Source organism: Azorhizophilus paspali (genome assembly GCF_043587585.2).
GTDB classification, from domain to species: domain Bacteria; phylum Pseudomonadota; class Gammaproteobacteria; order Pseudomonadales; family Pseudomonadaceae; genus Azotobacter; species Azotobacter paspali.
The window spans coordinates 4,257,786-4,270,882 of record NZ_CP171449.1; the positions used below are offsets into that span (position 1 = coordinate 4,257,786).

Annotated in this window: 11 protein-coding genes and 1 pseudogene; 5 read left to right on the top strand and 7 right to left on the bottom strand. The window is 68.4% G+C overall.

Features of this window, described 5'->3' with window-relative positions; all coding sequences use genetic code 11:
* Nucleotides 1-130 precede the first annotated feature (130 nt).
* Together ACGI6K_RS20730 and ACGI6K_RS20735 are read left to right on the top strand one after the other, a co-directional pair.
* On the top strand, nucleotides 131-1,108 hold the full coding sequence (locus ACGI6K_RS20730) for a Bug family tripartite tricarboxylate transporter substrate binding protein (RefSeq protein ID WP_376943276.1): 978 nt from the start codon (nucleotides 131-133) through the stop codon (nucleotides 1,106-1,108).
* Between the two features lie 106 nt (nucleotides 1,109-1,214).
* A complete protein-coding gene (locus tag ACGI6K_RS20735) occupies nucleotides 1,215-2,309 on the top strand; it encodes an AbrB family transcriptional regulator (protein WP_376943273.1) in 1,095 nt (364 codons plus the stop codon).
* A 73-nt stretch (nucleotides 2,310-2,382) separates the two neighbouring features.
* Here ACGI6K_RS20735 and ACGI6K_RS20740 read toward each other — a convergent pair whose 3' ends face one another.
* The 6 genes from ACGI6K_RS20740 to ACGI6K_RS20765 all read right to left on the bottom strand — a co-directional run bounded on the left by ACGI6K_RS20740 (nucleotide 2,383) and on the right by ACGI6K_RS20765 (nucleotide 10,016).
* On the bottom strand, nucleotides 2,383-3,285 hold the full coding sequence (locus ACGI6K_RS20740; protein WP_376943271.1) for a hydroxymethylglutaryl-CoA lyase: 903 nt from the start codon (nucleotides 3,283-3,285) through the stop codon (nucleotides 2,383-2,385).
* Nucleotides 3,286-3,801: 516 nt separating this feature from the next.
* Nucleotides 3,802-5,772 (bottom strand): acetyl/propionyl/methylcrotonyl-CoA carboxylase subunit alpha, encoded by a 1,971-nt coding sequence (locus ACGI6K_RS20745; protein ID WP_376943269.1) that lies wholly within the window; start codon nucleotides 5,770-5,772, stop codon nucleotides 3,802-3,804.
* Between the two features lie 2 nt (nucleotides 5,773-5,774).
* Nucleotides 5,775-6,569, bottom strand: coding sequence for a gamma-carboxygeranoyl-CoA hydratase (locus ACGI6K_RS20750; RefSeq protein ID WP_376943266.1), 795 nt, complete (start codon nucleotides 6,567-6,569; stop codon nucleotides 5,775-5,777).
* A 103-nt stretch (nucleotides 6,570-6,672) separates the two neighbouring features.
* The gene (locus tag ACGI6K_RS20755) at nucleotides 6,673-8,280 is read right to left on the bottom strand and encodes a carboxyl transferase domain-containing protein (protein ID WP_376943264.1); all 1,608 of its coding nucleotides are present in this window, start codon (nucleotides 8,278-8,280) and stop codon (nucleotides 6,673-6,675) included.
* A gap of 131 nt (nucleotides 8,281-8,411) precedes the next feature.
* A complete protein-coding gene (locus ACGI6K_RS20760; protein WP_376943262.1) occupies nucleotides 8,412-9,593 on the bottom strand; it encodes an isovaleryl-CoA dehydrogenase in 1,182 nt (393 codons plus the stop codon).
* A gap of 21 nt (nucleotides 9,594-9,614) precedes the next feature.
* Entirely contained in the window at nucleotides 9,615-10,016 is a 402-nt protein-coding gene (locus ACGI6K_RS20765) for a MerR family transcriptional regulator (RefSeq protein ID WP_376943260.1), read from the bottom strand.
* Between the two features lie 75 nt (nucleotides 10,017-10,091).
* Here ACGI6K_RS20765 and ACGI6K_RS20770 point away from each other — a divergent pair, with 75 nt between their 5' ends.
* Nucleotides 10,092-10,262 carry a hypothetical protein gene (locus ACGI6K_RS20770; protein WP_376943258.1) on the top strand — a complete coding sequence of 57 codons (171 nt, stop codon included), beginning with the start codon at nucleotides 10,092-10,094 and terminating at the stop codon, nucleotides 10,260-10,262.
* Nucleotides 10,263-10,462: 200 nt separating this feature from the next.
* Nucleotides 10,463-10,873 (top strand): annotated as a pseudogene (locus ACGI6K_RS20775) (GntR family transcriptional regulator); the annotation flags it as partial.
* A 97-nt stretch (nucleotides 10,874-10,970) separates the two neighbouring features.
* Here the strand turns inward: ACGI6K_RS20775 and ACGI6K_RS20780 are convergent.
* Complete coding sequence (locus tag ACGI6K_RS20780) at nucleotides 10,971-12,296, bottom strand: OprD family porin (protein WP_377968872.1); 1,326 nt, start codon at nucleotides 12,294-12,296, stop codon at nucleotides 10,971-10,973.
* Nucleotides 12,297-12,520: 224 nt separating this feature from the next.
* Here ACGI6K_RS20780 and ACGI6K_RS20785 point away from each other — a divergent pair, with 224 nt between their 5' ends.
* A complete protein-coding gene (locus tag ACGI6K_RS20785; RefSeq protein WP_376942823.1) occupies nucleotides 12,521-12,793 on the top strand; it encodes a hypothetical protein in 273 nt (90 codons plus the stop codon).
* Nucleotides 12,794-13,097 lie beyond the last annotated feature (304 nt).

The window sequence follows — 13,097 nt, forward strand, 5'->3', positions numbered from 1 at the left end:
GGCTTTCCCCCGCTCTCCCCGGAGAGAGGACCGGGGAGAGGGGACACGAGGCCGCCCGCCCCGTATCCTGTGCCTTTCGGCCTCCAGCCGGCCGAGCGCCCGCCCATGCACCGCAGTAGAGGAGACACCTATGGGCCCATCGATCCGTCGCGTCCTGCTGGCGGCCGCCGCGCTGCTGCTGTGCAGCGCCCGGGCCGCCGAATCGCACGCCGCGGAATGCATAGTCCCGGCGGCCAGCGGCGGCGGCTTCGACCTGGTCTGCAAGCTGGCGCGCGAAGCGCTGCAGGAGGCCGGCCTGACCCGCCAGCCGCTGCGCCTCGCCTACATGCCGGGCGGGGTCGGCGCGGTGGCCTACAACACCATCGCCGCGCAGCGGCCGGCCGAGCCCGACACCCTGGTCACCTTCTCCAGCGGTTCGCTGCTGAACATCGCCCTGGGCAAGTTCGGCCGCTTCGACGAGAGCGCGGTGCGCTGGCTGGCGGTGATCGGCACCAGCTACGGCGCCCTGGCGGTACGCGCCGACTCGCCCTACAAGACCCTGGACGATCTGCTCGCGGCGCTCAGGAAGGACCCCGACTCGGTGGTGATCGGCGCCTCCGGTACCGTCGGCAGCCAGGACTGGATGCAGCTCGCCCTGCTCGCCCGGCTGGCCGGCATCGACCCGCGCGAGCTGCACTACATCGCCCTGGAGGGCGGCGGGGAAATCTCCACGGCGCTGGTCGCCGGCCACGTGCAGGTGGGCAGTACCGACATCTCCGACTCCATGCCGCACCTGAACGGCGGCGCCATCCGCCTGCTGGTGGTGTTCGCCGAACAGCGCCTGGACGAGCCGGCGATGGCCGCCATCCCGACCGCCCGCGAGCTGGGCTACGACGTGGTCTGGCCGGTGCTGCGCGGTCTCTACATGGGGCCCGGGGTGAGCAATGCCGACTACCGGCGCTGGAAGGACGCCTTCGACCGCCTGCTCGCCTCCGAGGACTTCGCCCGCCTGCGCGACCGCTACGAGCTGTTCCCCTATGCCCTGACCGGCGAAGCTCTGGAGGCGCATGTCCGGCAGAAGGTCGCCCGCTATCGGGAAATGGCTCGGAACTTCGGCCTGATCCGTTGAGCCGGCCGCCGCTGCCCGCCACCCGCGTAGCCGCCCGACATCCCCACCCCACGCCCCAGCGCCGCCTCGGGCAGCGCGCGCCGGCGCTCCTGCACGAGGACCTACCGTGACCTTCGGCGTTCCCCCCTCCCTCGCGAACCTGGCGGCCCACTGCCGCCCCTGGATCCTCACCCCGCTGGCCGGCGCCCTCGGCGGCTGGCTCGCCCAGTCGCTTGGCTGGCCACTGCCCTGGATGATCGGTTCGCTGCTCGGCGTCGCGGCGCTGCGCTGTCTCGGCTGTCCGAGCGGCGCCGTGCCGCACGGCGTCAAGGCCGGCCAGTGGATTCTCGGCATCGGCATCGGCCTGCACTTCAACCGCGCGGTGCTGGAACAGATCCTCGCCCACCTCGGCCTGGTGCTGCTCGGCACCCTGCTGACCCTGCTCGCCAGCATCTTCGGCATCCTCCTGCACCGCCGCTACGGCGAGAGCTTCGCCACCGCCTACTTCGCCAGCATGCCTGGCGGCGCCAACGAGATGGTCAACCTCGGCGGCCGGCACGGCGCCGTCCTGCAGAACGTGGCCGCCGCGCAGAGCCTGCGCATGTTCGTGGTGCTGCTCGGCATCCCCGCCGCCTATGCCTGGCTGTTCGCCGGCGGGCAGGCCGCCGGCATCGCCCATCCCGGCCCCGACGCCGCCTGGCTGGTCCTGCTGTTCGCCCTCGGCGGCCTGCTCGCCCTGCTCTTCCAGCGCCGCAACTTCCCCAATGCCTGGCAGCTCGGCGCCCTGCTGGTCAGCGGCCTGTGCAGCATCGCCTTCGACCTGCGCATCGGTCTGCCGGACGGTGCCGGCCCGTTCGGCCAGTGGCTGGTCGGCAGCACCCTGGGCTGCCACTTCGATCGCGCCTTCTTCCGCCGCGCCCCGGCCTTCCTGCTGCGCACCCTGCTGACGACGCTGGCGGCGATCCTTATCGCCCTGCCCATCGCCCTGGCCATGAGCTGGGCCTCGGGCTTGGACGCGCGTGCCCTGCTGCTCGGCATGGTGCCCGGCGGCATCGCCGAGATGAGCCTCACCGCCGAGGCGCTGCACCTGCTGGTGCCGCTGGTCACCGCGATGCAGGTGCTGCGCCTGCTGCTGGTGCTGTTCCTGGCGGCGCCGGTGTTCTGCCTGTGCAGCGAGCGGCTGGGGATCGGCAAGGACGGGGAGCTGGCGGCGCGGGAGTGAAGCCGGCGAGCCATTCCCTCTCCCCCAGCCCCTCTCCCACCAAATGGGGGAGAGGCGATAGAGGATCGGATGGCTACGAGGCTCCGCGCCGCGCCCCAGCTACCCGCGAGCCGTTGTCCCGGCCGAGCACGGCGCAGATCCGCTCGCCGGCGGCGATCAGCCGGTCGAGGTCGATGCCGGTGTGGATGCCCAGGCCGTTCAGCAAATACAGCAGGTCCTCGCTGGCCAGGTTGCCGCTGGCGCCCCTGGCGTAGGGGCAGCCGCCGAGGCCGGCGACCGCGGCGTCGAACACCGCGATGCCCTCCAGGAGGCTCGCATACACATTCGCCAGCGCCTGCCCGTAGGTGTCGTGAAAGTGCCCGGCCAGCCGCTCGCGCGGGATCTCGCGGCCGACCACCTCGAACAGCGCGCGGGCCTTGCCGGCGGTGCCGGTGCCGATGGTGTCGCCGAGGGATATCTCGTGGCAGCCCATGGCGAACAGCTCGCGGGCCACCTCGGCGACCCGCCGCGGCGCCACCTCGCCCTCGTAGGGGCAGCCGAGCACGCAGGAAACATAGCCGCGAACCCGGACGCCGTGCGCGCGGGCGGCGTCCAGCACCGGCACGAAGCGCGCCAGGCTCTCGGCGATCGAGCAGTCGATGTTCTTCTGCGAAAAGCTCTCGGAGGCGGCGGCGAACACCGCCACCTCCCCGACGCCGGCCTCCAGCGCGGCCTCGAAGCCCTTGAGATTGGGGGTCAGCGCCGCGTAGACCACGCCGGGTTTGCGGCGGATGCCGGCGAACACCTCGGCGCTGTCGGCCATCTGCGGCACCCACTTGGGCGAGACGAAGCTGCCGGCTTCGATGTATTCCAGGCCGGCGGCGCTCAGGTCGTCGACCAGGCGCACCTTGTCGGCCAGGCCGAGCGGCCGTTTCTCGTTCTGCAGGCCATCGCGCGGGCCGACTTCGACCAGGCGGACGTGGGGGGGCAGTGTCATGGCATGACCTCTGCGCGGGGTGAAAAACGGCCGCCGGCCTTTTCCACCGAAATATCGAAAAGGGTGAAAGATCGCTACACGGATTTTCCACCCACCAGTCATCCAGCTCCGGTCCGGCAGTGCGCCGGCATGCGGGCTCGACGGTGGGCAATCGCTGCGCGAGTTGCCCACCCTACCAAGGCCGGCGAACACCTACCCAGCTTCAGGCTTACTCCAGCTCCACCAGCGGCGTGCCCTCGCCGACCACTCTGGTAGGGTGGACAACGGCGCAGCCTTGTCCACCGGCATGCGGGCTCGACGGTGGGCAATCGCTGCGCGAGTTGCCCACCCTACCAAGGCTGGCGAACGCCTACCCAGCTTCAGGCCTCCTCCAGCTCCACCAGCACCGCGCCCTCGCCGACCAATCTGGTAGGGTGGACAACGGCGCAGCCTTGTCCACCGGCATGCGGGCTCGACGGTGGGCAATCGCTGCGCGAGTTGCCCACCCTACCAAGGCCGGCGAACGCCTACCCAGCTTCAGGCCTCCTCCAGCTCCACCAGCACCGCGCCCTCGCCGACCAGTTCGCCCTCGTGGCAGTACAGGCCCTTGACCACGCCGGCCCGCGGCGCGCGGATGCTGTGCTCCATCTTCATCGCTTCCAGCACCACCAGCGGCGCGCCGGCCTCGACCTTCTGGCCGGCCTCGACCAGCACGCGGACGATGCTGCCGTTCATCGGCGCGCTCAGGCCGCTGTGGTGGGCCTGCCCCGCTTCGGTCTCGGCGAGCGGGTCGACGCGGCCGACGGCGTGCAGTTCGCCGTCCCATTCCAGGTACAGGCTGTCGTCCCGGCGGATGGCGCGCAGGCGCTGTCGCACCCTGGGAACGGATTCGTCCGCGAAACCGCCGTCGCGGATGAATCCGCTCCCACAGGAAAGCCATTCGCCCCGCAGCTCGATATCGTCGCCAGCGCGCGCCCAGCGCTCGACACCCTGGCAGCTCAGATGCAAATCGATCTGTGCCGGCAACCCGGCGCGCCAGCCGTCGCCGGCACTCCAGGGCGATTGCAGGTCGTCTTCGCGCCGGCGTGCCGTCCCGCTGCGCATCCAGGCGCTGGCGGCCAGGCGCCAGAAGGCGTCCGGCAGTTCCCGATGCGGCGGCAGCAAGGCTTCCCGGTGGCGGGCGATGAAGCCGGTGTCCAGCTCGGCGCCGGCGAAGGCCGGATGGGCGAGCAGGCGGCGCAGGAAGGCCAGGTTGGTCCTGACGCCGCCGACCGCGGTTTCCGCGAGCATGGCCAGCAGGCGCTGGCGCGCTTCCTCGCGGTTTTCGCCCCAGGCGATCAGCTTGGCCAGCAGGGGGTCGTAGAACGGTGACACCGCATCGCCCTCGGCCACCCCGCTGTCGACCCGCCGGCCCGGCCCGGCGGCCGGCTCGCGATACAGCCGCAGGGGGCCGCTGGCCGGCAGGAAGTCGTGCTCCGGGTCTTCCGCATAGAGGCGCACCTCGATGGCGTGGCCGCGCAGCGGCACCTCGTGCTGGCCGATCGGCAGCGGTTCGCCGCGGGCCACGCGGATCTGCCAGGCGACCAGGTCGAGGCCGGTGATCGCCTCGGTGACCGGGTGCTCGACCTGCAGGCGGGTGTTCATCTCCATGAAGAAGAATTCGCCGCGCGCATCCAGCAAAAACTCCACGGTACCGGCGCCGACGTAGCCGATGGCCTGCGCCGCCCTCACCGCCGCCTCGCCCATGGCCCGGCGCAACGCGGGCGACAGGCCGGGCGCCGGCGCTTCCTCGACCACCTTCTGGTGGCGGCGCTGGATCGAGCAGTCGCGCTCGTTGAGGTACAGGCAGTTGCCGTGGCGGTCGGCGAACACCTGGATCTCCACGTGGCGCGGCTTCTCCAGGTATTTCTCGACCAGCATGCGCGCTTCGCCGAAGGCGGCCTGGGCTTCGCGCCGGGCGGAGTCCAAGGCTTCGGCCAGTCCGGCCTCGCGCTCGATTACCTTCATGCCCTTGCCGCCGCCGCCGGCGGCGGCCTTGAGCAGCACCGGGTAGCCGATGGTTTCGGCGGCGGCGCGGAAGGTCTCGAAATCCTGCGCCGCGCCGTGGTAGCCGGGCACCAGCGGCACGCCGGCCGCCTCCATCAGCGCCTTGGCAGCGGACTTGCTGCCCATCGCCTCGATGGCCGTGGCCGGCGGGCCGAGGAAGATCAGCCCGGCGGCCTCGCAGGCACGGGCGAAGTCAGCGCTCTCGGACAAAAAGCCATAGCCCGGATGGATGGCCTGGGCGCCGCTCTCGCGGGCGGCGGCGACGATTCCGTCGATCCGCAGGTAGCTCTCCGCCGGCTTGGCGCCGCCCAGATCCACCGCCAGGTCGGCCTCGCGCACATGCCGGGCGTGGCGGTCGATGGCGCTGTGCACGGCCACCGTGCGGATGCCCAGGGCCCTGGCGCTACGCATCACCCGGCAGGCGATCTCGCCGCGATTGGCGATCAGCAGGGTATCGATCATGGTCATTGCTCCTGCCAGGCCGGTTGGCGTTTCTCCAGGAAGGCGCGCAGGCCCTCCTGGCCTTCCGGGCCGACCCGCAGGCGGGCGATGGCGCTCTCGGTGTAGCGGCGCAGGGCCGGATTGAGCGCGCCGCTACCGACCTCGCGCAGCAGGTCCTTGGTCGCCTTCATCGCCTGCGGGCCGTTATGCAGCAGGGTGGCGATCCACTGCTCCAGCGCCGCGTCCAATCCGGCGGCCGGGTAACATTCGGCGAGCAGGCCCAGCTCGCGCGCGCGCACGCCGTCGAAGCGCTCGCCGCTCAGCGCGTAGCGGCGCGCGGCGCGTTCACCGATGGCCTGCACCACGAAGGGGCCGATCACCGCCGGGGCGAGGCCGATGCGCACCTCGGACAGGGCGAACTGCGCATCGACGGCGCCGATCGCCAGGTCGCAGCAGGCGATCAGCCCCAGCGCCCCGCCGAAGGCCGCGCCCTGCACCACGGCCAGAGTCGGCAGCTTGAGGTGGTAGAGGTTGTACATCAATTCGGCCAGGGTCCGGGCGTCGGCCAGGTTGGCGTCGTAGTCGAGGCCGGCGGCCTCGCGCATCCAGGCCAGGTCGGCGCCGGCGCAAAAGTGCCGACCGCGCCCGCGCAGGAGCAGAAAGCGTAGTTCGCGGCGATCCTTCACCGTATCGAGGGCGAGGATCAGTTCGCGGATCATTTCGGCATCGAAGGCGTTGTTCCTGTCCGCGCGGTCGAGCCAGAGGGTAGCGAAGCCGCGCGGGTCGAAGTCGAGTCGTACGGTGGTGAAATCGGTCATGGCTGTTTGCACTCACATGAGGCTGGCATCTTCGTCGTAGGAGCAGATTCGTCCGCGACCGGCCGGCCCTGCCGGTCGTCGGATCGCCGCAGCGGATTCGCGCCTACATGCGGAACACGCCGAAGCGGGTCGGCTCGATCGGCGCATTGAGCGCGGCGGACAGCGCCAAGGCCAGCACGTCGCGGGTCTGCGCCGGGTCGATCACGCCGTCGTCCCACAACCGGGCGCTGGAGTAGAAGGCATGCGCCTGGCGCTCGTAGCGCTCGACGATGGGCCGGCGGATCGCCTCGTCCTCCTCGACGGAGAAGGGTCGACCGGCGCGCTCGGCCTGTTCGCGCTTGACCTGCGCCAGCACGCCGGCGGCCTGCTGGGCGCCCATCACGCCGATCCGCGCGTTCGGCCACATCCAAAGAAAGCGCGGATCGTAAGCGCGCCCGCACATGCCGTAGTTGCCAGCGCCGAAGCTGCCGCCGACGATCAAGGTGAACTTCGGCACACTGGCGCAGGCCACCGCGGTGACCAGCTTGGCGCCGTGCTTGGCGATGCCACCGGCCTCGTACTTCTGGCCGACCATGAAGCCGGTGATGTTCTGCAAAAACAGCAGCGGGATGCCGCGCTGGCAGGCCAGTTCGATGAAGTGCGCGCCTTTTTGCGCGGCCTCCGAGAACAGGATGCCGTTGTTGCCGAGGATGGCCAGCGGGTAGCCGTGCAGGTGGGCGAAGCCGCAGACCAGGGTCGGGCCGAACAGCGCCTTGAACTCGTCGAACTCGCTGTCGTCGACCAGCCGGGCGATTGCCTCGCGGACCTCGAATGGCTGCCTGGGATCGTTCGGGATCGCCCCATACAGTTCCTCGGCCGGGTAGCGCGGTGCCCGTGGCACGCGGCTTTGCAGCCGGCCGAGCTTGCGCCAGTTGAGGTTGGCCACGCAGCGCCGGGCGATCGCCAAGGCGTGCTCGTCGCTCTCGGCGTAGTGGTCGGCCACCCCTGAAGTTCTACAGTGCACGTCGGCGCCGCCCAGTTCCTCGGCGGTGACTACCTCGCCGGTAGCGGCCTTCACCAGTGGCGGACCGGCGAGGAAGATGGTCGCCTGCTCGCGCACCATGATGGTCTCGTCGGACATCGCCGGCACGTAGGCGCCGCCGGCGGTGCAGGAGCCCATCACCACGGCGATCTGCGGGATGCCCTGGGCGCTCATGTTGGCCTGGTTGAAGAAGATCCGCCCGAAGTGCTCGCGGTCGGGAAACACCTCGTCCTGGCGCGGCAAGTTGGCGCCGCCGGAGTCCACCAGGTAGAGGCACGGCAGGCGATTTTCGCGGGCGATGGTTTGGGCGCGCAGGTGCTTCTTCACTGTCAGCGGGTAATAAGTGCCGCCCTTCACCGTGGCGTCGTTGGCGATGACCATGCACTCGATGCCCTCGACGCGACCGATGCCGGCAATCAGCCCGGCGGCCGGCACCTCTTCGTCGTAGACCTCGAAGGCGGCTAGTTGGCCGATTTCGAGAAACGGCGAGCCGGGATCGAGCAGGTGGTCGATGCGCTGGCGCGGCAGCAGCTTGCCGCGCGTGGCGTGGCGCTGCTGAGCCTGGGCACCGCCGCCCTCGCGGATGCGCCCGAGCAGGGCGCGCAATTGCTCGACCCGTTCGCGCATGGCCGCGTCGTTGGCGGCGAACTCCGGCGAACGGGTATTGATCTTGGTGTGCAGGATGGCCATGGGGCTAGCTCCCTAATGCCGTTGGCGCTGGTCTCGGTGGAAAAGGCCTGCGGCCGTTTTCCACCCTACCGGAGCGACCGTGAGGCGTAGGGTGGAAAACCCGCGCAGCGGTTTTCCACCGGATGGATCGATCAGCGCGTCTCGTCGAACAGCTCGCGGCCGATCAGCATGCGGCGGATTTCGCTGGTGCCGGCGCCTATCTCGTAGAGCTTGGCGTCGCGCCACAGGCGGCCGGTCGGGTAGTCGTTGATGTAGCCGTTGCCGCCGAGGATCTGGATCGCCTCGCCGGTCAGCCAGGTGGCCTTCTCGGCGCAGTAGAGGATCACCCCGGCGCAGTCCTTGCGCACCTGGCGCACGTGCCCGGCGCCCAGCGCGTCGAGCTGCCGGCCGACCGCGTAGAGGTAGGCGCGGCAGGCCTGCAGCGTGGTGTACATGTCGGCGACCTTGGCCTGGATCAACTGGAACTCGCCGATGGCCTGGCCAAACTGCCTGCGCTCATGGATATAAGGCACCACCACGTCCATCGCCGCCTGCATCAGGCCCAGCGGCCCGCCGGCGAGCACAGCGCGCTCGTAGTCCAGGCCGCTCATCAGCACCCGGACACCCTCGCCTTCCCGGCCGAGCAGATTCTCCGCGGGGATCTCCACGTCGCAAAACACCAGTTCGCCGGTGTGCGAGCCGCGCATGCCGAGCTTGTCGAACCTCTGCGCCACCGAGAAGCCGGGGGCACCCTTCTCTAGAACGAAGGCGCTGATGCCGCGCGCGCCGGCGGCCGGGTCGGTCTTAGCGTAGACCACCAGCACGTCGCAGTCCGGACCGTTGGTGATCCACATCTTGGTGCCGTTGAGCACGTAGCGATCGCCTTTCTTCTCGGCGCGCAACTGCATGGATACCACGTCGGAGCCGGCGTTGGGCTCGCTCATCGCCAGGGCGCCGACATGTTCGCCGGAGATCAGTCCGGGCAGGAAGCGCTCCTTCTGCGCCGACGTGCCGTTGCGGTGGATCTGGTTGACGCAGAGGTTGGAATGCGCGCCGTAGGACAGGCCGATCCCGCCCGAGGCGCGGGAGATTTCCTCCATGGCGATCATGTGCGCCAGGTAGCCCATGCCGGCGCCGCCGTATTCCTCGGCGACGGTCAGGCCGAGCAGACCCATCTCGCCGAACTTGCGCCACAGGTCCATGGGGAAGCGGTCGCTGCGGTCGGCCTCGGCGGCGCACGGAGCGATCTCGCGGGCGGCGAAGCCGGCCACCGAATCACGCAGCATCTCGATCTCCTCGCCGAGGAAGAAATTCAGTCCGGGCAGGTTGCTCATATCCAATCTCCACTCTTGTGCTTATTCGACGGGATTCTTGGTTTCGCCTCGCGCGACGGCCATGGCGCTGCGGCAGCGCTCCTCAGCGGTATCCAGCTCCAGTTGCATCTGCCGGATGTCCAGCAGTTGCTGCTCCAGTTGGCGACGCCGCTCGGCGATCTTCGCCAGGAAGTGTTCGAGCTGGCGCAGGTTGTTGCCGCTCGGGTCGTACAGGTCGATAAGCTCCTTGCACTCGGCCAGCGACAGGCCGAGGCGCTTGCCGCGCAGGATCAGCTTGAGAGCGACCTTGTCGCGTCCCGAGTAGATGCGCTCCTGGCCGCGCCGCGTCGGGGCGAGCATGCCTTGCTCCTCGTAGAAGCGGATGGCGCGGGGGGTGACGTCCAGTTCGCAGGCCAGGTCGGAAATGCTGTAGGTCTTGGACATGTTCGGCTCTTGCTTATTACCTTTACGTAAACGTAAATAGGCGAGTCCGCCCTGTCAAACGATCCGGCGGTCAGGATGGTGCCGCTCGCGCACGGCCTGTCCGTCGTGATCGAGTCGTTCGCATTCCTTCACGACAAGCACAAGAGAGAAAGCTACGCTACGCAACCTGGCTACAGTCGCGGTCACCAGGACCAGGCGCTGCCGGCCATGACCATCGGTACGGCGTTCGAGGCCACGGCCAGGTGATTTCCCCCGAGGAAGTCGCTGGTCGTGCGCCAGCAGGAACTGCGCTACGCCTGCGCCGGACTGGCCGAGGCGGCGAGAACATCTATCCGCGCGAGATCGAAAAATTCCGCTACCGCCACCCAGGTGATCGGCATCCCCGACGAGCGCTACGGCGAGGAACTGGTCGCCGGATCAGGCCGTATCCCGGCCACAGCGCCGACGCCGAGGCGCAGCCTCTCGGCCTGCAACCGGGCGGCCATTATTTCTGCCTTTCCAGCATCCGCATCGACCGGAATCAAGCCCAGGCGCCACTATGCTGGACGGACGTGTACGCGCAAGAGCGCTACGCCAAAGTGCTCGCCCTCGCCGAACGGCATCCCGACGAATTGATCGCCGCGCCAATCGAAAAGCGCTTCGTGCGTTACATCGGTAATCGACCAACGGGGCCACGCCGTGCTGCTCACGCCCGAATTCGCATACAGCCCGAATGCCGAAGCGGGCACTCCTGGCCTGAAGATCACCCGCCACCGGGACGAGAACGGCAAGTTGGCCGTGGTTTGCGAAACCACCCCCCCGATGACCGCTTCACGCTGGTCATGCAGATGAGGCGCGAGAAGCTGCAGGTTTTCTAAACGCCATCCTCACGGCCGCCACCATCCAGGCGTAGGGCATGCATGGCCAGCACATCCAGGCCGAAGCCGCGTCCCTGCGGCTGCGGCACCCGAGGGATCAGAACAACGGCAGACTGTAGGTGAGCATCAGGCGATTCTCGTCCATGTCGCGGACGTCGTTGCCACGGTTCGCGGCATTGAGCCAGGCGATGCCGACGCCCTTGAACAGGCCATTCTGCACTGCGTAGTCGACGCGGAAGTTGCGTTCCCACTCCTTGTTGTCGCTGCCGGCGGCGTCGATGTCGTCGCCGCTGACATAGGCCAGGCTGGCCCTCAGGCCCGGCACGCCGATCTGCGCGAAGTCGTAGGAATACCTGGCTACCCAGGAGTTCTCGCCGGCGCTGGCGAACTTGCCTATCTGCGAGTCGGTGATCAGGTACAGGCTGCGTCCGTTACCCATGAAGATATGCGGGAAGTCGCTGTTGCCGGTGACCTTCTGGTAGCCGAGACCCAGCGAGTGGCCGGACAGGCTATAGGTGAACATCGCGCTCCACAGGTTGTTGTCGACCTCGCCGCTGCTGCCGTTGGCACCGCTGCTGACATAGCCCTCGGCCCGTCCGGAGGCGCTCTCGTTCTTGCCGTCGGAGTCGCTGTAGAAATAACGCAGGTCGGTCTTCAGCGCGCCGACTGGCAGCTTCCAGTCGTGCACCAGGCCGAAGAAGTGCTGTTTGTAGAAGTCGCGCAGGTTGCCGTAGTAGTACTGCAGCAGAAGGTCCTTGGTGGCTTTGTAGTCGGCGCCGGCGAAGTAGAACTCGTTGCTGAACTGCGCCCTTCTGCCGCTGTTGGCGCCGGAGATCGACAGGCCGTAGCTGTCGCTGGAGTTCCGTTCGGTGGAATGCTCGATCTTGCCGGCGGTCAGGGTCAGGTCCTTGATCTCGTTGGAGGTGATCTGCGCGCCATGGAACAGTTGCGGCAGCAGGCGGCCGTCGTTGTAGACCAGCACCGGCATCCTCGGCAGCAGGGTGCCGAGGCGCGCCTCGGTCTTGGAGAAGCGTAGCTTGCCGGTCACGCCGACCCGGCCGAAGTCGTTCTTTGCCTTGCCGTTGCTTTCCAGCGGGAACATGCCGCCAGGGGTGCGTTCAATACCCGCCTTGCCGGCGCGGCCGCCGTCGTCGAGGCGGATGGCATGCATGGCCAGCACGTCGAGGCCGAAGCCGACCGGGCCTTCGGTGAAGCCGGACTTGTAGTCGAGGAAGAAGGCCTGGCCCCACTCCTCGGAGCGCGGCGCGTCCTGGTTGCGGACGTCCTGGTTGATATAGAAGTTCTTGAGGCGCAGCGTGGCGCTGCTGTCCTTGATGAACTCCGCCTGAGCAACGGAAGGAACGGCCAGTGCCGCACCCAGTGCGGACAAGGCTACGCCCTGGGCGAGTAGCGTCTTGTGCATGTTGTTTTCGTCTCTTAGATGGATGATGGGCGGTGTTTCTTGTTGTTATGGGGAAACCGCTACCGCACGCGGGGTTTCCCCGTCGCTGCCGGCCGGCAAGGAGCCTTGCGGCACAGTTGCCGACGCGATGGCCACTAGTTTCCGGCCCGCTGCGGGCGGAGCGCCGGGGCCTGGAAGGGAAATGACGCCACGCCGGGGCCGTTGGAACGGCAGCGGCAAGCGCGATGCACCGAACAACGTGGGAGGAGAAGCAGGACGATTGGGCCGGACATGAACGCTTCCTTATTGTTTTGTCGTTCATTGCGATGATCGAGCCGCCTGACGGCGGCTTCGACGGGGCGCTTGCCACGGGTGGACTGGCCGGCGGCCAATGGCCACTGGCGGGCTCGCTGAACAGACCCACAGCAACCGGCATGCCGGACCGCCGGCAGCGGCCGCCCGTGCGGACCGGAGGCTGGCCGCAAGGATTGGACGCAGAGCGCTTCATCCGGCTGTAGTGGCGCTCCGGCAGCAAAATATCGCGGAGGAGTCGGCACCCTTAGAGACGCGAAATACGGCGAATTTCCGCCGAAGCTGCGCATCAAAATGGCGAATTTCCGCCTATCGTGCTTGAAAATGGCCCCTCCCGGATTCGACCGGCATGGCGGGCCGCTCACCGCTCCGCCCACTGCCTCCGCGGCTAACGCCCCGTGCCGCCAAGCGCAAAGAACAGCCGTATTTTTCCTCATGAAGCCCGAATCCGACTCCATGATCGGTGTATTTCTATTGCGAAAGCCCGCTGAAAGCTTGGCTATGTAGCAT

What these genes read in the sequence shown, in the direction of transcription:
- ACGI6K_RS20765 (WP_376943260.1), bottom strand. Translation starts at nt 10,016, where the DNA reads ATGTCCAAGACCTACAGCATTTCCGACCTGGCCTGCGAACTGGACGTC.
- ACGI6K_RS20780 (WP_377968872.1), bottom strand. Translation starts at nt 12,296, where the DNA reads ATGCACAAGACGCTACTCGCCCAGGGCGTAGCCTTGTCCGCACTGGGT.
- ACGI6K_RS20750 (WP_376943266.1), bottom strand. Translation starts at nt 6,569, where the DNA reads ATGACCGATTTCACCACCGTACGACTCGACTTCGACCCGCGCGGCTTC.
- ACGI6K_RS20760 (WP_376943262.1), bottom strand. Translation starts at nt 9,593, where the DNA reads ATGAGCAACCTGCCCGGACTGAATTTCTTCCTCGGCGAGGAGATCGAG.
- ACGI6K_RS20740 (WP_376943271.1), bottom strand. Translation starts at nt 3,285, where the DNA reads ATGACACTGCCCCCCCACGTCCGCCTGGTCGAAGTCGGCCCGCGCGAT.
- ACGI6K_RS20745 (WP_376943269.1), bottom strand. Translation starts at nt 5,772, where the DNA reads ATGATCGATACCCTGCTGATCGCCAATCGCGGCGAGATCGCCTGCCGG.
- ACGI6K_RS20770 (WP_376943258.1), top strand. Translation starts at nt 10,092, where the DNA reads ATGGTGCCGCTCGCGCACGGCCTGTCCGTCGTGATCGAGTCGTTCGCA.
- ACGI6K_RS20730 (WP_376943276.1), top strand. Translation starts at nt 131, where the DNA reads ATGGGCCCATCGATCCGTCGCGTCCTGCTGGCGGCCGCCGCGCTGCTG.
- ACGI6K_RS20755 (WP_376943264.1), bottom strand. Translation starts at nt 8,280, where the DNA reads ATGGCCATCCTGCACACCAAGATCAATACCCGTTCGCCGGAGTTCGCC.
- ACGI6K_RS20785 (WP_376942823.1), top strand. Translation starts at nt 12,521, where the DNA reads ATGCACCGAACAACGTGGGAGGAGAAGCAGGACGATTGGGCCGGACAT.